This window comes from Bacillus sp. AFS088145 (assembly GCF_002564465.1).
Classification (GTDB): Bacteria; Bacillota; Bacilli; order Bacillales; family Bacillaceae_G; genus Gottfriedia.
In genome coordinates this window covers 14,007-36,836 of sequence record NZ_NUUX01000022.1, presented here as the reverse complement: position 1 = coordinate 36,836, position 22,830 = coordinate 14,007, and the positions used below count along the sequence as shown (strand labels likewise).

General features: G+C 31.8%; 19 protein-coding genes, 1 pseudogene and 1 riboswitch. Of the genes and pseudogenes, 14 read left to right on the top strand and 6 right to left on the bottom strand.

Annotated elements, in window-relative coordinates:
* Positions 1 to 158 precede the first annotated feature (158 nt).
* Complete coding sequence (locus tag COI44_RS15155; protein WP_098428712.1) at positions 159 to 611, top strand: NUDIX hydrolase; 453 nt, start codon at positions 159 to 161, stop codon at positions 609 to 611.
* A gap of 165 nt (positions 612 to 776) precedes the next feature.
* Here the strand turns inward: COI44_RS15155 and COI44_RS15150 are convergent, their stop codons facing one another.
* The 3 genes from COI44_RS15150 to COI44_RS15140 all read right to left on the bottom strand — a co-directional run bounded on the left by COI44_RS15150 (position 777) and on the right by COI44_RS15140 (position 2,257).
* On the bottom strand, positions 777 to 902 hold the full coding sequence (locus tag COI44_RS15150; RefSeq protein WP_098428711.1) for a GapA-binding peptide SR1P: 126 nt from the start codon (positions 900 to 902) through the stop codon (positions 777 to 779).
* A gap of 316 nt (positions 903 to 1,218) precedes the next feature.
* Positions 1,219 to 2,043 carry a cellulase family glycosylhydrolase gene (locus tag COI44_RS15145; RefSeq protein WP_142329267.1) on the bottom strand — a complete coding sequence of 275 codons (825 nt, stop codon included), beginning with the start codon at positions 2,041 to 2,043 and terminating at the stop codon, positions 1,219 to 1,221.
* On the bottom strand, positions 1,988 to 2,257 hold the full coding sequence (locus COI44_RS15140; protein WP_098428709.1) for a hypothetical protein: 270 nt from the start codon (positions 2,255 to 2,257) through the stop codon (positions 1,988 to 1,990). The genes COI44_RS15145 and COI44_RS15140 overlap by 56 nt, the downstream gene beginning before the upstream one ends.
* A gap of 355 nt (positions 2,258 to 2,612) precedes the next feature.
* On the opposite strand from COI44_RS15140, the gene COI44_RS24220 reads away from it, so the two are divergent.
* Both COI44_RS24220 and COI44_RS15135 read left to right on the top strand, forming a co-directional pair.
* Positions 2,613 to 2,774 (top strand): hypothetical protein, encoded by a 162-nt coding sequence (locus tag COI44_RS24220; protein WP_179887140.1) that lies wholly within the window; start codon positions 2,613 to 2,615, stop codon positions 2,772 to 2,774.
* Positions 2,775 to 2,936: 162 nt separating this feature from the next.
* A complete protein-coding gene (locus COI44_RS15135; protein ID WP_098428708.1) occupies positions 2,937 to 3,557 on the top strand; it encodes a hypothetical protein in 621 nt (206 codons plus the stop codon).
* A gap of 137 nt (positions 3,558 to 3,694) precedes the next feature.
* Here the strand turns inward: COI44_RS15135 and COI44_RS15130 are convergent, their stop codons facing one another.
* Positions 3,695 to 4,891 (bottom strand): FAD-dependent monooxygenase, encoded by a 1,197-nt coding sequence (locus tag COI44_RS15130; RefSeq protein ID WP_098428707.1) that lies wholly within the window; start codon positions 4,889 to 4,891, stop codon positions 3,695 to 3,697.
* Positions 4,892 to 5,235: 344 nt separating this feature from the next.
* On the opposite strand from COI44_RS15130, the pseudogene COI44_RS15120 reads away from it, so the two are divergent.
* The 3 genes and pseudogenes from COI44_RS15120 to COI44_RS24865 all read left to right on the top strand — a co-directional run bounded on the left by COI44_RS15120 (position 5,236) and on the right by COI44_RS24865 (position 7,387).
* Positions 5,236 to 6,353: pseudogene (locus COI44_RS15120) on the top strand (GerAB/ArcD/ProY family transporter).
* A gap of 184 nt (positions 6,354 to 6,537) precedes the next feature.
* Positions 6,538 to 6,936, top strand: a complete 399-nt coding sequence (locus tag COI44_RS15115) for an RDD family protein (protein WP_179887138.1) — start codon at positions 6,538 to 6,540, stop codon at positions 6,934 to 6,936.
* 280 nt (positions 6,937 to 7,216) lie between these two features.
* Positions 7,217 to 7,387: a UPF0158 family protein gene (locus COI44_RS24865; RefSeq protein ID WP_098428703.1), complete on the top strand. Its 171-nt coding sequence runs from the start codon at positions 7,217 to 7,219 to the stop codon at positions 7,385 to 7,387.
* 132 nt (positions 7,388 to 7,519) lie between these two features.
* On the opposite strand, the gene COI44_RS15105 is transcribed toward COI44_RS24865, so the two are convergent.
* Entirely contained in the window at positions 7,520 to 8,077 is a 558-nt protein-coding gene (locus tag COI44_RS15105) for a hypothetical protein (protein ID WP_098428702.1), read from the bottom strand.
* Positions 8,078 to 8,248: 171 nt separating this feature from the next.
* Between COI44_RS15105 and COI44_RS15100 the strand changes: the two genes are divergently transcribed.
* Complete coding sequence (locus COI44_RS15100; RefSeq protein ID WP_069034425.1) at positions 8,249 to 9,286, top strand: M42 family metallopeptidase; 1,038 nt, start codon at positions 8,249 to 8,251, stop codon at positions 9,284 to 9,286.
* A 462-nt stretch (positions 9,287 to 9,748) separates the two neighbouring features.
* Here the strand turns inward: COI44_RS15100 and COI44_RS15095 are convergent, their stop codons facing one another.
* Positions 9,749 to 10,492: a L,D-transpeptidase family protein gene (locus COI44_RS15095; RefSeq protein WP_483295490.1), complete on the bottom strand. Its 744-nt coding sequence runs from the start codon at positions 10,490 to 10,492 to the stop codon at positions 9,749 to 9,751.
* 613 nt (positions 10,493 to 11,105) lie between these two features.
* Here COI44_RS15095 and COI44_RS15090 point away from each other — a divergent pair.
* The 7 genes from COI44_RS15090 to COI44_RS15060 all read left to right on the top strand — a co-directional run bounded on the left by COI44_RS15090 (position 11,106) and on the right by COI44_RS15060 (position 22,761).
* The gene (locus COI44_RS15090; RefSeq protein WP_098428701.1) at positions 11,106 to 12,734 is read left to right on the top strand and encodes a glycoside hydrolase family 13 protein; all 1,629 of its coding nucleotides are present in this window, start codon (positions 11,106 to 11,108) and stop codon (positions 12,732 to 12,734) included.
* 382 nt (positions 12,735 to 13,116) lie between these two features.
* The gene (locus COI44_RS15085) at positions 13,117 to 14,853 is read left to right on the top strand and encodes an ABC transporter ATP-binding protein (RefSeq protein WP_098428700.1); all 1,737 of its coding nucleotides are present in this window, start codon (positions 13,117 to 13,119) and stop codon (positions 14,851 to 14,853) included.
* Positions 14,853 to 16,640, top strand: coding sequence for an ABC transporter ATP-binding protein (locus COI44_RS15080; RefSeq protein ID WP_098428699.1), 1,788 nt, complete (start codon positions 14,853 to 14,855; stop codon positions 16,638 to 16,640). Before COI44_RS15085 ends, COI44_RS15080 begins: the two co-directional genes overlap by 1 nt.
* Before the next feature lie 589 nt (positions 16,641 to 17,229).
* Positions 17,230 to 17,757 carry a YcxB family protein gene (locus COI44_RS15075; protein WP_098428698.1) on the top strand — a complete coding sequence of 176 codons (528 nt, stop codon included), beginning with the start codon at positions 17,230 to 17,232 and terminating at the stop codon, positions 17,755 to 17,757.
* Between the two features lie 124 nt (positions 17,758 to 17,881).
* Positions 17,882 to 20,155: an ATP-dependent DNA helicase gene (locus COI44_RS15070; RefSeq protein WP_098428697.1), complete on the top strand. Its 2,274-nt coding sequence runs from the start codon at positions 17,882 to 17,884 to the stop codon at positions 20,153 to 20,155.
* 79 nt (positions 20,156 to 20,234) lie between these two features.
* Positions 20,235 to 20,338: riboswitch (SAM riboswitch) on the top strand.
* An 81-nt stretch (positions 20,339 to 20,419) separates the two neighbouring features.
* Positions 20,420 to 21,589, top strand: a complete 1,170-nt coding sequence (locus COI44_RS15065) for a trans-sulfuration enzyme family protein (RefSeq protein ID WP_098428696.1) — start codon at positions 20,420 to 20,422, stop codon at positions 21,587 to 21,589.
* Positions 21,590 to 21,594: 5 nt separating this feature from the next.
* On the top strand, positions 21,595 to 22,761 hold the full coding sequence (locus COI44_RS15060) for a trans-sulfuration enzyme family protein (protein WP_098428695.1): 1,167 nt from the start codon (positions 21,595 to 21,597) through the stop codon (positions 22,759 to 22,761).
* Positions 22,762 to 22,830 lie beyond the last annotated feature (69 nt).

Sequence of the window (22,830 nt, the reverse complement as noted above, 5' to 3'; positions counted from 1 at the left end):
GTTGTTTAAAGTTAAAACAACTAGAGTATATATATGTAATTAAATTGGTAAAATATTACTTTTGTGAATTCTACTTTTTTGGTTATAAGTTGGAATAAAATGGAATTATTTGATAAAGTTGAATTAAACATAATCATCGTATATTGGGGAGAAGATCAATGGGATATATTATGGATTTAAGAAAAGTTGTTGGTAGCCGACCGATCTTAATGGTAGGTGCAAATGTTATTCTACTAGATTCACAAAAGAGAGTATTATTACAATTAAGAAAAGATAATAAGACTTGGGGATTACCTGGTGGATCATTAGAACTAGGAGAAAATTTAGAAGAAGTGGCTAAAAGAGAACTGAAGGAAGAAACTGGTCTAACAGCATTAAACCTTGAGTTTTTTAACATTTTTTCTGGAAAAGAATTTTTTTATAAATATCCTCATGGAGATGAGGTATATAACGTAATTGCGACTTATATTTGTACTGAATATACAGGACAATTTGAGCCAGAAGAAAGCGAAGTGCTCGAGTTAGGATTTTTTAGTTTTGATGACCTTCCATCAGAAATTAATCCATGCGAAATTCCTATTTTAAAATCGTTTAAGGATTCTAATTATTGAACTTAGAATGTGGAATTAAGACCAAATAAACATAAAAAAGGATCTTTTTGTAAGATCCTTTTTTCATTTTCAATAATATATTAATTGATATTTTGTTAAACCTTTAAAAATCAAGAATTTTTTTAATAAGGTCTAAATTACAATATTAGCTTTTTTTGTTCTATGTTATTTTGCAGTTGAAGTTGCTGCTTCGTTTTTGCAGTTTTCGCAAGTTGAATAGATTTTCACAACTTTTTTATACTCCGCGTACTCAATAGTTTCTTCGCATTCTTTACAGATTAAAATTTGCATTAGAAACACCTCCTAAATCCACTATAACACGTTCGAATCACGATTTCTCCAGGGACTTTACCCACCCTGTGGACGTGAATTGTCCCGGTTGAAAAAACGTTGAAATAGCAAGGTTTTCAAGCGGAAATGGATTTAAAAAATTTTTTCTTGGTTTTAAAAATACGTAAAAAGAACCGTGTGAATATGTTTCTGGTATCAATTTCGTCCATGGGTAACTAATAACAATTTTTATATATTAATCATCTTAATTAAAAGACATTTTAATTGGAAATGACCTCCTGACAAGCATCAAGAGGTCATCTTCATTCGAACGATTTTAGTGAATTGGCATACCCCAGGATTCTTGCAATTTTTTAAGACCAGATGGATTTGTTACCTTAAGAGTGATTTGTTTATTAGTGACTTTTTTCTCCATCAAACTATAAGAATCCCCATCTCTCAAGCCTGGCCAATAAACGCTTCCAGCACCAATCGTATTAATTTTTTTGCTCATTGCACGAACATAGTTAATATCATTTTTACTCTTTTTTACCGAATAATCCAAGCCGCTTTTCATTGGTGCTCCCCACTCGGTAATGATGGTACGATCGGAGTATTTTCCAATTTCGATGGTTAAAATATTTGACCATCCAGTTTCTGTGAGGGAATTAATATGTACATAACCTGCATAAAACGCATAGCAGTGTACGGCAAGCATTGTTCCGTCAAGTCGTTGGTCATCACCTAGAGGATTAATATAAAGAGCGGCCAAACCAATTCCATCAAGAATTACATTTTTCTTCGGAACATTGAAACTAGTTAGCCAATCATTATAGAGATTGCGTAAATCCTTTGTATTATAGCCATAGGGCTCATTAATAGGTTCAAAATAAGAGTTGGGATTGATTCCGTATTTTTTAATAACAGTACTCCACATGCTAAAATATTTTTTGAGATCTTCAGGTTTTCCATTTTTCGGAGGCCAATAGCAAAAAATCACTTTGCCTCTCTCTAACGCTGCATTAATGGCCCCTGTATAAGTGCTCCAATAATTTGCGACTGTCGCTTCATTTATGGGTAGTCTGACTGTGTTAGCACCAGTTTCGTCAAACAACTGCCCGATAATTTGTCGGCCAACTTCCTTGGCAGAATCGTGTATCATTTTTAGTCAGTCCACTTACATAAATGACGCCATCAACAAAATTATCCCGCTCATCCGCCCAATTCACACCCCTTATTCCAGCTGACAGTGGTGAAGTAGGTTTATTAACATTGATTTTAACAAGATTTAAAAAAGTAAAAGAAGAGGCGAAAAGTAAAATAATGGATCCTAAAATGGATACTACTATAAAAGTTGCTCTTTTTACTATTTTCATAATTTCCCCCTCAACTAATTAATCTCTGTAAAATTTATGGCAGGAGAGTTGAATAAAGAATGTTATAATTTAAAATGTAAATGTTAAAAAGTTCCAATATCAATCTAGGGGGAAAGAATGAAAAAAATCTTAGTTGTAATAGCGATTTTAATAACGGGGATCGTAGGGATAAAAGGTTATTTTTTTTTTTCATAGTGGATTTGATATTAAAATAAAAAATCAAACAAATATAAATGTAACCGGAATATATTTGACCTATTATCATTTTAAAACCGATATAAAGATACCTACAATTGCTTCACATAAGGACTATAAACTAAATATAAATCCCTCTAAGGATGTTGGAGAGAGTACAATGGAGCTTCAGTATAAAGACAATAAAGGTAAATTACATACAGAATCAGTAATTGGGTATTTTGAAGGTGGTTATTCTGGAAATATATTCATTACGATCAAATCTGTTGATGAAGATGGAAAACTTAAATTTAGAATTAAGGAAGATAACTCTTTATATTAAATTGTTTTCCATTGAAAATACTCGTTGTTCAACAAGTTTCATAGAATGTTGCAGTAAATGGCAGTTAAGTTGCATGAGAATATGTTTAAATCTTTAAATATATTAGGATAAACATTTTTATTTAAAATTAGAATTTAGATGCTTTTTTTCGGAGGAATATTATTGCAATTATTATCTGGATTTTCGATTCCAAATTATGTAACAAAGAGGTTTTTTATTCTTTATAGCGTCCCTTTTTTAATAAGCGTTCTCTTGATATTTCTTACTGATCCTTTAAAGGTTATTGATTTGTTCAATCAAACTTTATATTTATCAGTTTTCTACTTAGGACTACCTATAGGGATTGTATTTTTACCTTATTATGGATATTTTTATTTGCTTCAGAAATATTTTAAAGTGACTTATGTAGTATCAGTAACTGCCTTAATTACAACAATAATCGCACTAATTTTAGTGTTTATAGTCTTTCAAAATACATATAAGTCATATGAAACTCGAAGCTACTTTACAAAAGAAACGACAAGTCAGTTGTCAAAAAAGTCTATTGAATTATTTGAAAAAGAAACAGATGTTAAAGGAAAAGTAAAAAAAATTAAAATGGTTAGCAGATATAACGATGCCGATAATGGGAACTTTACACTAATTCGAAAAAGATATTATGACATTGAAGTTGTCACGAAAAATTCGTCAGATTTACAAAAAATTCCAAGACGCTATAAATATATTTTTGTTGATGGGAAATGGATTTTAAAAAAGAAAAATGAAGAGTGGTTCTTAAATTAGAGAATGTGTTGTTATGTAAGTTGAATTATTATATAAGGGTACTTCAGATATTAATAAAAAGAAGTAACGCTCAGAATTTACTCTGAGCGTTGTTTCTTTTATTGAACTAGGCTTGTGATTTAAATCTATAAAATAGTTTAATAATCTTTCAGTTCAATTTCATTGGCAGCTTTCGCGATCATTCTCGTAATCATTTTAAACATTCCATTCATTAAGATGGGAAAACGTAACATGGCATTACGTAATAAAATTTTGAAGTTTGATTTTTCAATCATTCCTCCAGCAGTTAAGAGCCCTATTTTTTGGTTTTTTTCAACAAAATTTCTCATCTCTTTTTCATAGGAAATAAAGGCCTTGTTGTAATCACCGTTAGCAGCTTTCAGCTCTCCTGCAAGGACATATGCACCGACAAGGGCTAGGCTAGTGCCTTGACCTGAAAGGGGTGACGGACAATAAGCTGCATCACCTACTAAAGCAATTCGGCCATCTGACCAGGTGGGCATGTTAATTTGACAAATTTCATCAAAATAAAAATCCGAAGCATTAATCAATTTTTTGAGCAAGTTCGGTGTTTCCCAACCCTTAAGTTCTTCGAAAGCATTTTTAATAAGATTTTTTTGCTCTTCCGTATTATAACGGTCGTATTTAAGAGGCTCGGATTGGAACACTAACATGCCCTTTGCTTCCTTTTTATCATTTGCGCTATACATTCCAACAGTTTTACCCGGAACGGTATAAAGCATTTGAGAATGGTCGAGGTTAAGATAATTCTCGAATTCAAAAATGGAGATATAACAGCCGAGAGTGCGTTTAAACTGATCTTCGTCACCAAATTTCAACGTTCGCACGTTGGAATGGATTCCATCAGCCCCTATTATTAGATCGAATGTATCTGGTTTGCCATTCGTATATTGAACTTCTACCCCTGAAATTGATTCATATATAGAGGTAATTGAATCGCCCCAAATATATGTAACTTTATCCTTGGTCAAATCGAACAAAATGTTACTAAGATTCTCACGCATAATTTCAATATCCATTCCTTGCTGATTGCCTATACTTGCCTCACTAATTTTACCTTTAATTTTACCTTGATCATTCACGAAGTAAACGCCAGTCATATGGGTATCTAATGAACGAACATCATCAAGAATACCCATTCGGTCAAGCACAGAAATTGCAGCACCACGAATATCAACAGCGTATCCCCCTGGGCGTAATGCAGGAGCTCTTTCTACCACAGTCACCTCGAAACCATAGCGATGAAGCCAGTAAGCAAGTGCTGGACCTGCGATGCTCGCTCCGGAAATAAGAACACGCAATGGTTGCTTCATAATTAGTTGATCACTCCTAATCTTAAAAATTTTAAACAACATAACAACAATATATTCACTGTTATTTTACTTATGTACTTTCGTTGAATTTCAACAATGATCTAGTGGTGAATGGCTGAATGTTTATCTAGTTAAAAAAATCTTAATTTGGAATGGCAGGATAGCTTAAACGAGGAAAACAACACTGTATTGTTGAAGTAAGGAATTAAAGTGTCACTAATTTATAAGCAAATAAATCGAGGTAAATTGCTATTTCCAAAAATCGGTAAATGTAATGAAGGATTTAGGTGAAAATAAAAGTAAGTTTTATCAAGTTTAATTCTTCATTAAATCGAGGGAAAGTCATGAACCGAAAAACTAGTATTAGTGGTTATCAATATTTTTGTATGATTTTTCTGTTTGAAATTGGGTCTACTTCATTAGTTGGAATTACACCTGAAGTTAAACAAGACGCTTGGATTAGCTTAATTATTAGTTTATTTATAGGCTGTATGGTATTTTTTTTACAAATAAAATTATTTGAGATTTTTCCAGAATACCCATTAACAAAATACGTGCAAGTTATTTTAGGTGAATATGCTGGGAAAATAGTAGCTATGATATATATCATTTTTTTATCTATATCACAGGGAGAATTTTACGGGATTTAGAAGACTTGTTGACTATGACTTTGTTCACAGCTTCATCATTAATATCAATCGGTATATTAATGTTGTTTGTAGTGATTTATGGTCTATTCAAAGGGATTGAAACATTTGCCAGAACAACAGAATTTCTATTTATATTTATAATTATGTTTATTTTACTAATTTTTGGCTTTGAGTTTATTTCAAATGTGTATCAGATAAATAACTTAAGACCGGTTTTAGAAAATGGTTCGGAACCAGTTATAAAGGCTATATTTCCATTGGGAATTATGTTCCCATTTGGAGAATTTATAACATTCACAATGATCTTACCGCACCTTCATAAGAAAGAAACAGCATTTAAAGTAGGAATACCTTCAATGTTTTTTTCAGGTTTAATGTTAGTCGTATTTACGATGAAAAGTATAGCAATTTTAGGTGTTTCTGAAATAACCAGATCAGAATTTTCTATTCTAGTAGCTGCAAGTACGATTAATATTGCTGATTTTATCCAAAGATTGGATACATTTTTAATTCTTCTACTCGTATGTGGAGGCTTCATAAAATTATCTATTTATGCTTTTTGTGCTGTCTCTGGAGCAGCTGATATTTTTAATGTGAAAAAAAGCTCTCAGTTAATTTATCCAATATGTGTAATCATTCTACTAAGTTCGTTATGGATGGCTTCAAACCATATTGAACATCGTATTGTAGGTTTTGGAAAGATTCCCTACTATTTACATTTACCACTACATATCATTATTCCATTAACATTGCTCTTAATTAGTTGGATTCAAAAGAAAATTAGAGAAAAAAATGGAAACAGCACTACATAACGAAAAGTGCTGTTTCCATTTTTTAGCTACAACAAATTGTCAGTTAAGCATAAGGACTATTTAAATTTCATTGAAAAAAAGGCAAATTACCCCAAGTTACAGAATATGACTAGATAGGTATAATTATTTTAATATTTCAAACCGATTTCATAGAAAACTAGTTACTTTTTAGGGGGAGTCAATATTGGAATTTAAATATGCAGGATTTTGGATAAGATTATGCGCGCATATAATTGATTATTGTATCATTATTTTATTAGGTTTCATTTTAAGTCCGTTGCTTCTTAAATTCTTTACTAACACAAATATTACATACAACTTACTCATTGATCTCATTGGTATTATTTACTTAATGCTTTTGCCAGCTACAAAATTGCAAGGGACAATTGGAAAGGTCACTGTTGGCATTAAAGTAATCAATAAAGATGGAAGTAAGTTATCCGTATTTGAGGCAATTAGCCGTTGGTTAGCTCAAGTTGTTTCCAGTTTCATTTTATTCATTGGTTATCTAATGATTGCTTTTTCAAATAGGAAAACAGCATTACATGATAAATTAGCCAATACTTATGTAGTGTATAAATAATAATATAAATTGATCACTTATATCATCTAATTAGAGCTTTTTAAAGCTCCAATTTTCTTTCAGTTAGTTTTTTAAGAAGGAAACTGCATTCATTTGATAGAACTATCAAGTATAATTATCGGAGTAACACAACTGATATGCCTAATATAAATAATAAGAAGGTGATTCTTTATGACAAATAAAGCAAAGATAAAAGAGATTATTGAAGAATTGGAAATGCAGATTGATGGTTATCGTTCATTTATTAAAATAATTTTGTTTAACAGTTAAAGATGAGAAAATACAAAACCTATTACTTATAACAATCGAGGGAAAAGGCGCATTTAGAAGATTTAAAGATGCAGTTATAGAGTTAAATATTGAAATGGATTGGTATAGTTATCGTGACAGTCGCTATAAAGACTTAGCGATCGCATGGTGTCAAAATAATGATATCGAGTACATAGATTAGAAATTTTAAAAATTAAGGGTTGAGCGATTGTGGTTTTGGTTTTTGACTAACAGGCAGCTAATTCGAATCAAAAATAAAATGAATCCCTTCAGATCTCGCTGAAGGGATTTTTAATGTTTTCTATGTAATTCGTTATTTTAGTAGAGCCAATCTTTTAAAAATAATTAAAGTAATTTCAACCCATAACCAGCAATAAAGGAAAGAAAATAATAAAATAATTAGAACAGTATTGATTGAAAAAGAATCAGAAAATCCTGGCCCTAAGACTGGAAAGTGGAAAAGAAATAATAGACTCATAATACCTAACATTAAAAGAGTTACTCCAGTAGCAATGATCGATAATCTCTTTTTAAAAAAGTGAAAAGCCAAACCTAAGCCAAGTCCCACTAATCCTGTAGTAAAAGGAAAGACAATCAGTTCAGTTGGCTGTAAGATGACTAATAACATAATAGTTAGAAAATATGATTTTACTCCATCCGTAATGGAAAACATGGAACATAATAGAATGGGTGCAGTGGCAAGTGGACTTAAAAATAATCCTATACCTGGCAAAAGGCCACCTGCAGCTTGAAAAAGCGCAGCAATACAAGCAAAAATAGAAGCTAAAATAAATTTCTTGGTTTTATTTTGTTTAGTGAATTTTAGTTGAAACAATCGAACCTCTTCAGTGATTGGTTTGAAAAAATACACATTTTCACCTCATTTAATATACGATATACATCATTTATATGAGAATAATCAAATAGCAATACGCCAAACATGTTAAGGCAGGATGATGAATTATTGATAACAAACACAAATAAATGTATGATAAATACGTTGAGAATTGCATGAAAATTTCAAAATCGAAGGGGAAAAGCTATGAATATTAAAATAGACAAAGAGTATGTGCTACAAACCGCTAAACAATTACTAGAGTTTAATAGCCCAAGTGGTTTTTGCTTTGAAATTATGGAGTTAATTCAGTCTTGGACAAATAGTTTAGGATATGATTTTGAAACGACTAATAAAGGTTGTGGCGTGATCACAATTCCTGGTAAAAGCAATGAGCAAGTCATCGGATTATCAGCTCATGTTGATACATTAGGGGCAATGGTTCGATCAATTACAAGTAAAGGTACTTTAAAATTTACAATTATTGGTGGGCCAATCGTACCAACTCTTGATAGTGAATATTGTCAAATTAGAACGCGTGAAGGCAAAATATATACAGGTACATTCTTATCTACAAGTCCATCAATTCACGTATTCGAAGATAGTAAAACAAAAAAACGTGACCCAGAAAACATGGAAGTACGTATTGATGAATGTGTAAAGTCAAAAGAAGATGTATTAAATCTTGGAATTAGCCCTGGAGATTTTATTTTCTTCGATCCAAAAACAACAATTACTGAAAGCGGATTTATCAAATCAAGATTTATTGATGATAAAGCAAGTGTGGCATGTTTAATTGGCTTACTTGAATTATTTAAAAGGGAAAAAATTGTACCTACATATACGACAAAATTATTTATTTCAACGTATGAAGAAGTTGGACATGGTTCTTCTTATATCCCATCTGATATTACAGAATTAATTTCAGTTGATATGGGTTGTATTGGAGATGATTTAAGCTGTACTGAATACGATGTCTCGATTTGTGCAAAAGACTCTGGTGGACCATACGATTACAATATGACGACTGATTTAGTCAACTTAGCAAAAGAAAATGAACTTAGCTATGCGGTAGATATCTACCCAATGTACGGTTCTGATACAGTTGCTGCTTTACGCGGAGGACAAGATATTCGCGGCGCGCTAATTGGACCAGGTGTTCATGCATCTCATGGTATGGAAAGAACGCATTATAGTGCAATGGAAAATACGATGAAATTATTGTACTTATATTTAACAAAGTAATAAGTAAAAGGGGCTGTCAACGGGACGCCCCTTTTTTGTATGTATTTCAATGGTGATTTTTATATTTGAGTTGATAAAATGGCTCTTTATCATATAAAAATAGTGAATTTTTAGTCTATAGAGCATATTTGCTAGTTTTCTAATAGAAAGGATCTGCTATTGTACTAGTTTTAGGTCATAATAACTCAACTGGTATGGGTAATTTTTAAAGTTAATTGCGATTCTTTAGGAGTTAATTGCAATTTTGCTAAATTTAATTGCGGTCTCTAAATTTAATTACAGTTTTGTTAATTTTAATTGCGTAAATCAGATTTTATTTGCAGTCCACTGTTCATTTGCGACATTTCATCCTTTATTTGCATAGAGGAACTCCTTATTTGCAGATTTAATTCAATTCGTATTTTCATTATAAAAAAAAGAGGGTTCCATTAAAAGCTAGGCTTTTGGACACCCTCTAATAGATTAATAATTTAATTTTTGAACCCCGTTTATTCGACTATCAAATCGATCCTCGCCATTCGTTTTTACATTTTTCTTTAATGTAAATGTATAAAAATAAGCCGACACTATCTCACGGTTATTTTCTTGGAGTTTGTCTAATAATAATTTTTTTGTACCAGCACCAACAACACCATCACTAGTTAATCCGTTATCTAGTTGAAATGCTCTTACTGCCTGATCTGTGCCTTTAGCAAAATAGCCATCGACCCCGTTTGTAGAGTAACCTATTTTTGTTAATGTATCCTGCAGCCATTCAACCTCTGAGCCTACACTTCCAAGTTGTAAACTAGTAGGAATATCCGTTGGTTTTGTTACAACAACACTTCCTGAATCATCATCAAATAAATGATTTGCAACTGCAATGTCTTGAAATGACATGTTTGATGAAGTGATTAAAACAGTCGTATTTTTCTGTACACGATCAAATAACCATTCTACTTCTTCATCATACATCCGTACACAGCCGTGACTAGCATAAGTTCCAATAGAACTTGGATTATTATTTCCGTGGATTGCATAGGTTGTACCCCATGTCCCTCTAGCATTTAAACCCAACCACCTATTGCCAAGCGGATTCCTCGGATCACCACCAGGAATATTCTCCTTATAATAAGGGCGATTAACAATTTTAACGACGATTTTAAACTTGCCTTCAGGAGTTAAATCCTGACTCTTACCGGTTGCCACTTTAAAAACTTTTACCAATTTACCATTCTCATAAAAAGCTAATCTATTAATCGACTTATTAATAATGATAAATTGCGAAACAGGTTTTGTTTCTGCGGCGAAAGACTGAACAAAAGAAGTGCTCAAAAATAAAAGTAGAACTATGAAAAAAAGAAAACTGCGCTTAAACAAAATTCTCACCCCAACAATATATAGAAAATACATAGCTTTATATAGTATGAAAGGATCGCTTGTCCTATCTAATAAAAATTTCAAATTAGGAAAAAATAGATTTATTGGATAACTGGAAAAGACTAAAAAATGGATCGATAATTCTTTTGGATTTTTAATTAAGTCAAAGACTGATATTAGGTTTACGGTAGAATAGAAATCTATGATGAAAAATGTAAATGTTTGCATTAATGAACAATCTTGTTAAAATAGAAAATGTAAGCGGTTAAATAGGGTAGATGAATAAATGATTTTTAAAACTAGGGCAGTTTTACTACAAAAATATGCATGCGTTTGCACAATTTTAAGTAAAAGCGTATGAATGATTTGGAATTTCACGTACCATATTGATGTAATTAGAGAAAGCACAATTATGTTTATTAGTTTTTAAGATTTATACATAATCTAGGGGGCAATTTAAATGGAGAAAAAATGGTGGCATAATAGTGTAGTTTATCAAATATATCCTAGAAGTTTTATGGATAGCAACGCTGATGGAATTGGTGATTTAAAAGGAATAATCGAAAAGCTTGATTATTTAAAGCTTTTAGGAATAGATGTTATTTGGTTGAGTCCTGTATATAAATCTCCTAATGATGATAATGGATACGATATTAGTGATTATTGTGACATTATGGAAGAGTTCGGGACAATGAATGATATGGATGAATTAATTTCAGAAGCGAATAATCGAGGGATTAAAATCATAATGGATTTAGTTGTGAACCATACATCTGATGAGCATCCGTGGTTCATTGAATCTAGAAAGAGCAAAGATAATCCATATAGAGACTATTATGTTTGGAGAGATCCTGTGAATGGAAGTGAACCAAATGCTCTTCCTTCTGTATTCAGTGGCAGTGCATGGGAATATGATGAACAAACTGGACAATACTTCTTGCATTTATTTAGTAAAAGGCAGCCAGATTTAAACTGGGAGAATCCAAAAGTCCACGAAGAAGTATATAATATGATGAATTTTTGGCTTGATAAAGGAATTGGTGGTTTCCGAATGGATGTAATTGATTTAATTGGAAAGATTCCTGATCAAGAGATTACGGCAAATGGTCCAAAGCTACATGAATACTTGCAAGAGATGAATAAAATGACTTTTGGAAATCACGATGTGCTAACTGTTGGTGAAACTTGGGGAGCAACTCCAGAAATTGCAAAGCTTTATTCGGATCCTGCTCGAAATGAATTAAGTATGATCTTTCAATTTGAGCATATCGGACTTGATCAACAAGAAGGTAAAGAAAAATGGGATTTAAAGCCGTTAAATTTGTTAGAGCTAAAAGAAGTTTTTAATAAGTGGCAAACTCAGCTTGATGGAAAGGCTTGGAATAGCTTGTTCTGGAACAATCATGATTTACCACGAATTGTTTCTAGATGGGGTAATGATAAAGAATATCGTATTGAAAGTTCGAAAATGCTCGCTACAATCCTTCATTTAATGCAAGGTACACCATATATTTATCAAGGTGAAGAAATTGGAATGACAAATATTAGATTTGAAAGCATTGATGAATATGATGATATTGAAACGATAAATATGTATAATGACCGTATTTCAAAAGGCTACAAGCATAAAGACATAATGGAATCGATTTATACAAAAGGTAGAGACAATGCTCGTACTCCAATGCAATGGAATGAAGAAATGCATGGAGGCTTTACAAAAGGAAACCCTTGGTTAACAGTAAATCCGAATTTTACTAAAATAAATGTTGAACAATCAATAAACGATCCAGATTCAATTTTTCATCATTATCGCCAGTTAATTCAATTACGAAAAGAAAATCCTGCAATTGTTTATGGTTCTTTTGAAATGCTTGCTGAAAAGGATGAAAAAGTATTTGCATATGAAAGACAGTATAATGGTGAAAAATTCTTAGTTGTAGCTAACTTTACAAACGAGGAATCAAAATTTAGTCATAGTAATAGCTATAATGAAGTAAGTATAATTTTAAGTAATTATAAAGATTCAAGTTTAACGGTTGTGAATAGTAGCTTAAGACCGTATGAAGCAATTGTTTATAAAATTAAATAATTTAATTTATTAAAAATAGTTTGACATTTTAAAGTCCACTCGTATATGATAAGAATATCTAATAAGAAGGAGGTAGGTTAACATGATGATTGCAAGAAAATTAAACTGTGGAGCATCACAAAATTTCATAATGATTATGAACCCTATCTCTACGCAGGACGGACCACGTTGAAATTTAGATTTCAATTGACGATCTAGCCATGGGTTTATATTTCCCATGGCTTTTTTGTGCCAAAAATAAACGATTCATTTATGTTTGTTTTTGGGCGAAACGTTTCTTTATGGCCATGGGGTATGGAAAATATTCCCATGGCCTTTTTGTTGTCAAAAAAAGTGGAGGGTTGCGTAGAGTTAGGTTAATTGATACAAGGGAGGTATAAATTTGTCTCGAATTTTAAAATATGTCTTTAGGCATAAGTTTTCATTTATTATTGGTTCAATTTCAATGGTTTTAGTAATAGGTGTGGATCATTTAATTCCTTATTTACAAATGATTCTTATCGATGATGGTATTACAAAAGGAAAATCATCTGTTGTCCTACCAGTTATTGGAGGTATTATAGGTGTCACAATCATTAAATCAATTTTTGGTTATGTAAAAGAATATTTATATGACTTAGTAAGTTCAGAGGTACATGAAGATATAAAAAATGATATGTTCAAGCATATTCAAAGTTTTGAATTTAAATATTTTGACTCGATGAATACGGGTGAATTACTTTCGAGAATTAATGAAGATGTCGAAAATATCTGGCAAACAATTGCGTTTGGACTAAGATTGTTTGTTGAAAATATTATTTATTTTACTGTTAGTACAGTTATCTTATTTGTAATTAATTGGAAGCTGGCACTAATTTGTTTAGCAATTATGATCCCAATTGGATATATGGGGACGCGTTTAAATCGCTTACTTAATAAAGGTTACGGAAAAATAAGTGACCATACAGCTGAAATTAATACAACAGCTCAACAAAATATTGCGGGTGTAAGATTGGTTAAAGCATTTGCTAGAGAAAAGCATGAGACTTTGAAATTTTTGAAAATGAATCGTGGATATTATGATTTAAATATGGCTCAAGCTAAAACAATGCGTAAATATTTTCCTAATATTGAATTTTTAACAAATATTGTGCTTGTTGCAATGATTATTATCGGTGGATATTTCGTTTTAAAAAATAGTATGACGCTAGGTGAATTAGTTGCATTTAGTGGATATATTTGGAACTTAATTTGGCCGATGAGAATGTTAGGCTGGTTAACAGATGTACTTTCTAAAAACCAAGCTTCTGCGAAGAAGATTTTTGAAATTTTAGATCGTAAAACTGCAATTGAAAACAAAGAAGGTGCATATACACCTAATCTTGTTGACGGTTCAGTGGAATATAAAAATGTAAGCTTTAAATACAATGATGAAATTGTCTTAAAAGATATTAATCTATATATTCCTAGCGGTAGTAAAGTAGCGATTATGGGAACGACAGGTGCTGGGAAATCTTCAATTCTTCATCTGATTGGTCGCTCATACGATGTGGCTGAAGGAGAAGTTCTAGTAGATGGTGTTAATGTTAAAGATTTCAATCTAACATCTTTACGTCAAAATATGTCTCTCGTTTCTCAGGATACTTTCCTTTTCTCAGATACGATTGAAAACAATATTAAACTAGGAAACCCAGAAGCTACAATGGATGAAATCCGTGAGGCTTGCCGTATTGCTTGTTGTCTAGACTTTATTGAAGAGCTAGAAGAAGGATTCAACACGGAAATTGGTGAACGAGGAATTGGTTTATCTGGCGGCCAAAAACAACGTATATCAATTGCCCGCGCATTATTAAGAAATGCGCCAATCCTAATTTTAGATGATGCAACTTCTGCATTAGATATGGAAACGGAGTATGAATTATTACAGAATTTAAATAAACGTTTCTCACATAGTACAACATTTATCATTGCACACCGTATTTCAGCAGTAAAAAATGCCGATGTCATTTTATTTGTAGAAAATGGAGAAATAGTAGAAAAAGGAAATCATAAACAATTACTTGATAAAAAAGGAAGATACTTTGAAGTCTACGAAGAGCAATTCAAAGATTTTGAAACAGTAGAAAGCGGGGTGGTCTAATGGCACAAAATACGATAAATCGTGATGAAGACCAACTAAATCGGAGTAAAACCGAGCTTATTCTTAGGCTCGGGACTTATTTAAAACCATATAAATTAAAAACATTTACCGTTATTTGTTTAATGTTATTTGTAATGGTAATTGGCATATTAAACCCATATTTACTAAAGGTAGCAATTGATACAAATATTAAAAATCACGATGTAAAAGGGCTCATAATGATTGGAGCTGTACTATTAGCACTAAATTTCTTAGCAATGATTGCTTCAAAAACACGTTGGACGATGATCAGCTCCGTTACGAATAATATTTTAGTCAATATTCGTCATGAGCTTTACACGCATATTCAAAAACTATCATTTACATTTTTTGATAATCGACCAGTAGGAAAAATTTTGGCTCGTGTAATGGGAGATATTAGTGCTCTCCAAAATTTATTCAACCAAAGTATTCAAACATTAATTCCAGAATTACTAAGCTTAGTTTGCGTTACAGTCGTAATGTTTATCTTAAATGTTAAACTTGCAATCGCATCAGTATCAATTCTTCCATTTTTGGCAGTTGCCATGTTTTATATTGAAACACGTGCACGTAAAAGATGGGATGAATACAGAAAGAAACGTTCAAATTTAATTGCGTTTATACATGAAGACTTTTCAGGAATAAAAGTAGTTCAATCCTTTGCGAAAGAAAAAGATAAAGAAAAAGACTTCAAAGAAAAGGTCTCTGAATTAATGGGCTCATTCATGAGAGCAGTAAAAATGAATGACTTCTTCTGGCCATTAGTTGAGCTTTCATGGGGTGTTGGTACTGTAATTGTATTTTATGTTGGATATAAGCTTGTAACGAGTCAAGATATTGAAGTCGGAACATTAATCGCATTTTCAATGTATATTGGTATGTTCTGGCGTCCAATTATGAACTTATCTAACTTTTATAATACATTAATATCAAACTTCTCAGCAGCTGATCGTATTTTTGACATTATGGATATTGATCCAGAAATTATTAGTGAAGAAAATGCACCTCCAATTGGACGAATTAATGGTGAAGTTCAATTTAGAAATGTGACTTTTGGTTATGATGAAAACTCTACAGTCTTAAAAAATGTGAATTTCACAATAAATCCTGGTGAAAAAATCGCATTGGTAGGTGCGACTGGAGCAGGGAAAACGACGATTGTTTCACTTTTAAGTAGATTCTATGATCCTTTAAAAGGTGAAATCTTAGTAGATGGAAACGATATTAAAAAAGTAGATTTAGAATCTTTTAGAAGTCAAATGGGAATTATGCTACAAGATACATTCCTATTCTCAACATCGATTATGGAAAATATTCGATATGGTAAATTAAATGCTACAGATGAAGAAGTAATTGCTGCAGCCAAAGCAGTCCATGCTCATGACTTTATTATTAAAATGGAAAATGGGTATGATACGGATGTAAACGAGAGGGGATCAAGACTTTCATTAGGTCAAAGACAATTAATCTCTTTTGCTCGTGCTCTACTAGCTGATCCTAGAATTTTAATATTAGATGAAGCTACTTCGAATATCGATACACATACAGAGAAGCTTGTCCAAAATGGAATTGAAAAGCTATTAGAAGGCCGTACTTCATTTGTTATTGCCCACCGATTATCAACGATTCGTGACTGCGATAGAATTATGGTAATCGGAAACGGAAATGTCGAGGAAAGCGGTACACATGAAGAGTTATTAGCATTAAAAGGACATTATTATAAGCTATACATGGCGCAATATAGCTTCATTAATGATGGAGCATAATTGATTTTTATTAATTAGATTGGGGCTGTCTCAAAAGTCAGGTTAACTGACATATGAGCGGCCCTTTTTTATTGGAAAGTTTACTGGTGCCATGTGTGAGGGGATTTCAACGGGGTTTTTCATTTGCAGATGATCTAATCGGGCTTTTTTAGCTATTATTGTAGGTTCTTTTCTTAAATAGAGGGTATATTTGCAAGTTTTTTATTTGAAATGATCTGCTTTTGTTTGTTTTTTAGGACGTAATACCTTTACTGGTATGGGTACTTTTAAATTTTAATTGCGATTATTAGGATTTTAATTGCAGTTTTGATAAATTTAATTGCGATTCTCAAATTTTATTTGCAGCTTTTCCAATTTTATTTGCGTTTCTAAAAGTCTGATTTACAGGTATGACAACCATTTTTATGCCAAAAATCTAAAATTAGAACTTTGGAAATGAATTATTACGAATTTTTAATAAAAGAATTAATTCTATGAATCTTGAAAAGTCAACTTAACATAAGTAGATAAAATATCTTTATTTTCTGTTTTTTTCTAATGTTAAAATATATTAGTGATTAAACTATTTTTGCGAAAATGGAGGTCAAGTATGAAACTTAATTATGAAATTAATTTGGATGATTATATTGAATTTAATTTACATCATTTAAAACACTCAAAAACTGTTCAAAAGTCGTTAATTAATCAACGAATTGCTGTGAGTTTAATCTATTTAGTAATACCATTTTTAATTTCCTTTCTTTTCAAACAACCGCTTTTTGGTTATTTACTTGCCTTTGCGATAGCAGCCATACTTTGGTTCATTTATTTTCCAAAGTATTTCTACCGTTCATCAAAAAACAAAATGATTAAGCAGTTAACTGAAAAGAACGATCAATCATTATTCGGCGAACATTCTCTAAAGGTAGATGAGAATGGGATTAAAGAAATTACACAATCAAGTGTTCATGAAATAAAGTGGGATGATATAATTGAAATAAAGGGAACGAAGAATTACTTTTATATTTACTTTACAAGTATGCAAGCCATTGTAATACCACTAGAAGCAATAAAAGATGACATGGAGAGATTATTACAATTTTACAGAAAATATAATATTCAAGTTTTATATTGCTAATTGAATAGTGCATTCTGATTTCTAAAAGTTCAAGTTTTTTAACTTGAACTTTTTTATCGATACATTTTATTCTTAATCAAGAAAGAAGAATTATGATAAAATGTAAAAAAAGGAGGGTACTCACTTGGAGAATTGTATAAAGGTATCAGTTCGAACGCTAGTTGAGTATGCTCATACGGCGGGAAGTATCAATGTAACATATAAAAGTTCGGTTTCATTAATTGAAGGAACAAAGGCACACCAAAAAATCCAAAGAGAATATGGTGAACTGGACGTAAAAGAACGAGCTATATCCGGCACCATAACATTGGATCAATTGGTGTTTCAGATAGAAGGCCGTTGTGATGGACTATTACTTAAGGATGATCAATATATAATAGAAGAAATTAAATCAACAATGAAGGATTTGAATGAAATAAATGAAAATTCACATCCAGTTCATTGGGCTCAAGCAAAAGTTTATGGATATTTTATTTGTGAAGAATTACAGCTTGATAAGATTACACTTAGACTTACATATATTAATATTTTAACTGAGCAAAAAATAAGCTTTGATCTCTTGTTTACAAAGGATGAATTAACAAATTACTTATACAAAATGCTAGAAATTTATTATCCTTTTGCAAAATGGAAATACGATCATATTGAGTTAAGGAATGAGACAATAAAAGAATTAAATTTTCCTTTTCCTTCTTTCAGAAAAGGTCAAAGGAAGTTAGCTGGTGCGGTATATCAAACCATTCAGGAAGGTAATAATTTATTTGCAGTTGCACCAACCGGAATAGGAAAAACAGTTTCAACTATTTTTCCAACTGTTAAAAGTATAGGTGAGAATAGTATAAATCGAATGTTTTACTTAACTTCTAAGACGATTACTAGGACTGTTGCTGAAGAAGCGTTTAAGCGCATGACAGATCAAGGACTTTGTATGAAGTGTACGACGATTACAGCAAAAGATAAAATTTGTTTTAAAGCAGAGACGATGTGTCAGAAAGATTATTGTGAATTTGCCAATGGTTATTATGACCGGATAAATGAGGCTGTTCTTGATATTCTTTCATCAGAAAAAGCGCTAACTAGGGAGAAAATAGAAGAATATGCACGGAAACATACAGTCTGTCCTTTTGAATACTCATTAGATTTATTAAATTCTTCAGATGCTATTATTTGTGATGTAAATTATATTTTTGATCCACGTGTATCGTTAAAACGATTATTTGATGAACATAAACGAAGTTCAGTTTTATTAATTGATGAAGCTCATAATCTTGTTGATCGTGCAAGAGAAATGTATTCTGCAAGTCTATTCAAATCTAAATTTTTAGAGTTGAAAAATAGATATAAAAATTTTAAAGATGAACTTTATGCTATAATAAATCAAATAAATAAGCGATTTATTGAATTAAGAAAGAATTGGAAGGACGTTGTAACCCCAGTTTCAAAGGGAATTGATGAGGATTTATTGGAACTTCTACATACTTTTAATGAAATCGTAGAAATAAAATTACAGGAAATGGACGAGGACGAAAATAAACAACTTCTTCTTGATACTTATTTTGAGTCACTCAACTTCGTCAAAATCGCAGAGTTTTTTGATGAAAATTATGTATGCTATTATGAACTTTATAAAAGTGAAGTTCATTTAAAATTATTTTGCCTTGATCCATCTAATGTAGTAAATGACGTTATAAAAAGATTTCGCTCAACAATTTATTTCTCAGCTACTTTAACGCCAATACAATATTTTCAAGATATGCTTGGTGATCAAAGTCGCGATTATACAATTTCAATCGATTCTCCTTTTCATAGGGAGCAACTGGAAATAACAATTGACCCTCTATCAACTCGATACCAAGATCGTGAAAGAAATTTAGAAAGATTAATTGATTCGGTTTATAAAGAAATTACGAAAAGAAAAGGTAATTATTTAGTCTTTTATCCGTCATATCAATATTTAATTCAAAGTGTTGATTTATTTAAAGAAAAATACCCTTACATAAAAACAATCGTTCAAGAAAATGGTATGTCTGAAATTGAACGAGAAGAGTTCCTTTTAATGTTTGATAGTTTAAATGAGGAAACGTTAGTTGGCTTTGCTGTGTTAGGTGGAATATTTTCTGAAGGGATCGATTTAAAGGGTGATCGATTAAATGGTGTCGTAGTAGTTGGTGTAGGATTGCCGCAGATTTGTTTAGAAAGAAATATTTTAAAGGAGCATTTTAATTCGGTTGGAAAAAATGGGTATTATTATGCATATGTCTTTCCAGGTATGAATAAAGTAATGCAAGCGGGTGGAAGAGTTATTCGATCTGAATCAGATGAAGGGACTTTATTACTAATTGATGATCGATATAAGAGCACACTTTATAAAAGTTTATTACCTGTTGAATGGAAATGAAAAGCCAATAATGAAATAACGAAAAAAAATGATTGATAATTATCAGAGTTTTTAATATACTTATGAATATAATTTAATAATCTTATCAAGAGCGGTGGAGGGACTGGCCCGACGAAACCCGGCAACTCTAGTGAAAACTAGAAAGTGCTAAATCCTGCAGGTGAAAAACCTGGAAGATAAGAGCGATATGTATATTTTGCGGACATAACCACTTCTTATTTTTTAAGAAGTGGTTTTTTATTTGACTAAAATGGGGGATTTATAATGACTAACACAAAAGAGGCTTTAAACACGAATAAAAAATCGATTGAAACAGTAGCTGTACATGGAAGCAAAGGTTATGATCCATTAACTGGTGCGATTAGTTATCCAATTTATCAATCTGCTACATTTAAGCATGCAGGACTTCATCAATCGACTGGATATGATTATGCAAGATTACAAAATCCAACTCGAGAAGAAGTCGAAAATACTGTTGCTAAATTAGAAAGTGCAAATTATGGTGTTGCATTTTCAACAGGAAATGCAGCCGTTACTGCAGTATTAAGTTTATTTAAAAAAGGTGACCACCTAATTGTTTCAGATGATTTGTACGGTGGTACATATCGTTTATTCGAAGAAATTTATTCACCATATGGACTTGAGCATAATTTTGTTGATACGACTGAAATTGAAAATATTCTTGATGCACTTAAACCGAACACAAAAGGTATTTTTATCGAAACCCCATCAAATCCAATGATGAAAGTAACTGATTTAAAAAGAGTAGTAGAGATTGCAAAAGAACGAGATATTATTGTGATCGTTGATAATACATTTTTAACACCTTATTTCTTTAGACCAATTGAATTAGGTGCAGATGTTGTTGTTCATAGTGGAACAAAGTTTTTAGGTGGCCATAATGATACACTTGCTGGTTTTGTCGTGACAAATTCAGAATATACGAATGAACGAATTCGTTATTATCAAAAATCAACAGGTGCAACATTAGCTCCATTTGACTCTTGGTTAATCTTAAGAGGAATTAAAACATTACATTTACGTATGGAATACAGTCAAAAAAATGCGATTGTACTTGCGAAATTTTTAGAAAATCATCCAAATGTTACTGAAGTGTATTATGTAGGGTTACCAACGCATAAAGGGTATTCAATTATTAAAGAACAAGCAACTGGATTTGGTGCAATGATATCATTCAAAGTGAAAGATTTAAGTTTGGTTGAACAGGTTTTAGGAAGCGTAAAAGTCATTACATTCGCAGAAAGCTTAGGTGGAGTTGAATCATTAATTACGTATCCACATACGCAAACTCATTCAGAAATGCCAGAGGAATTTAAAAGAAAGCTTGGTCTAGATGACCATACACTTCGATTATCTGTTGGTATTGAACATATTGATGATTTATTAAATGACTTAGAAAATGCATTGGGGTGATGAGAATGCAATTTGGAACGAAATTAATTCATAACGGAAATGAAATAGATCAGGCAACAGGCGCATTAAGTATTCCGATTTATCAAACTTCAACATTTCATCAATTTGATATAGAGAATTTTGGTAAGTACGATTATGCAAGAAGTGGAAACCCAACAAGAGAAGCATTAGAAAATACAATTGCAAAATTAGAAAATGGTGTGCGTGGTTTTGCGTTTTCATCTGGGATGGCTGCAATTTCATCAGTATTGTCTTTGTTCTCAGCTGGAGATCATATAGTCATTTGTGAAGATGTGTATGGAGGAACATTTAGAATAGCGACAAAAGTATTAAATCGTTTCGGAATCGATTTTACTTTTGTTGACGCTTCTAATTTACAAGAGATTAAAGCCGGAATAAAGCCTAATACAAAAGGACTTTATTTAGAAACACCGTCAAACCCTCTTTTGAAAATCACTGATTTAGGTAGTGCAATAAAAATAGCAAAAGAAAATGACATACTTGTCATTGTAGATAATAGTTTTTTATCACCTTATTTACAAAGACCATTAGATTTAGGAGCTGATATTGTCGTTCATAGCGCAACAAAATTTATTGCCGGTCATAGCGATGTAATCGGAGGGTTAGCGGTCGTAAATTCGGAAGAACTTGCAAATGATTTATACACAATCCAAAATTCATTCGGAGCTATATTAGGTCCACAAGACTGTTGGCTAACATTGAGAGGATTAAAAACCTTAAAAGTTCGTATGGATGCATATGAACAAACTGCATCAAAATTAGCAAACTGGCTTTTAGAACAAGAAGAAGTAGAGGATGTATATTACCCAGGACTAAAAGATCATCCTGGTCACGATGTTCATTTTGAGCAAGCTACTGGAGGAGGAGCAGTCCTTTCGTTTACACTTAAAACGATTGAACAAACAACAAGTTTCCTTCAATCAGTCGAAAACGTTGCAGTTGCAGTGTCATTAGGTGGAGTTGAAACAATTGTTTCCTATCCTGTAAAGATGTCTCATGCTGCAATACCGCTCGATGTTCGTGAAAGATTAGGCGTTAAAGATACATTAATAAGAGTGTCCGTTGGTCTAGAAGATATTGAAGACTTGATTGCAAGCTTCCAAAAAGCATTAAATGCAGGAGTAAGAGAAAAACAAGAAGTGCAAGAATAGGGAAAACAATTAATTAAATTGGAGAATCTATCTTAGAAACACGAAATAATTATAAACTAAAATCCCACA

Coding starts and splice junctions, on each gene's coding strand:
- COI44_RS15090 (WP_098428701.1), top strand. CDS start 11,106: ATGGAGAAAAAATGGTGGCATAATAGTGTAGTTTATCAAATATATCCT.
- COI44_RS15080 (WP_098428699.1), top strand. CDS start 14,853: ATGGCACAAAATACGATAAATCGTGATGAAGACCAACTAAATCGGAGT.
- COI44_RS15150 (WP_098428711.1), bottom strand. CDS start 902: ATGCAAATTTTAATCTGTAAAGAATGCGAAGAAACTATTGAGTACGCG.
- COI44_RS15130 (WP_098428707.1), bottom strand. CDS start 4,891: ATGAAGCAACCATTGCGTGTTCTTATTTCCGGAGCGAGCATCGCAGGT.
- COI44_RS15155 (WP_098428712.1), top strand. CDS start 159: ATGGGATATATTATGGATTTAAGAAAAGTTGTTGGTAGCCGACCGATC.
- COI44_RS15060 (WP_098428695.1), top strand. CDS start 21,595: ATGCAATTTGGAACGAAATTAATTCATAACGGAAATGAAATAGATCAG.
- COI44_RS15075 (WP_098428698.1), top strand. CDS start 17,230: ATGAAACTTAATTATGAAATTAATTTGGATGATTATATTGAATTTAAT.
- COI44_RS15100 (WP_069034425.1), top strand. CDS start 8,249: ATGAATATTAAAATAGACAAAGAGTATGTGCTACAAACCGCTAAACAA.
- COI44_RS15065 (WP_098428696.1), top strand. CDS start 20,420: ATGACTAACACAAAAGAGGCTTTAAACACGAATAAAAAATCGATTGAA.
- COI44_RS24220 (WP_179887140.1), top strand. CDS start 2,613: ATGGAGCTTCAGTATAAAGACAATAAAGGTAAATTACATACAGAATCA.
- COI44_RS15145 (WP_142329267.1), bottom strand. CDS start 2,043: ATGATACACGATTCTGCCAAGGAAGTTGGCCGACAAATTATCGGGCAG.
- COI44_RS15140 (WP_098428709.1), bottom strand. CDS start 2,257: ATGAAAATAGTAAAAAGAGCAACTTTTATAGTAGTATCCATTTTAGGA.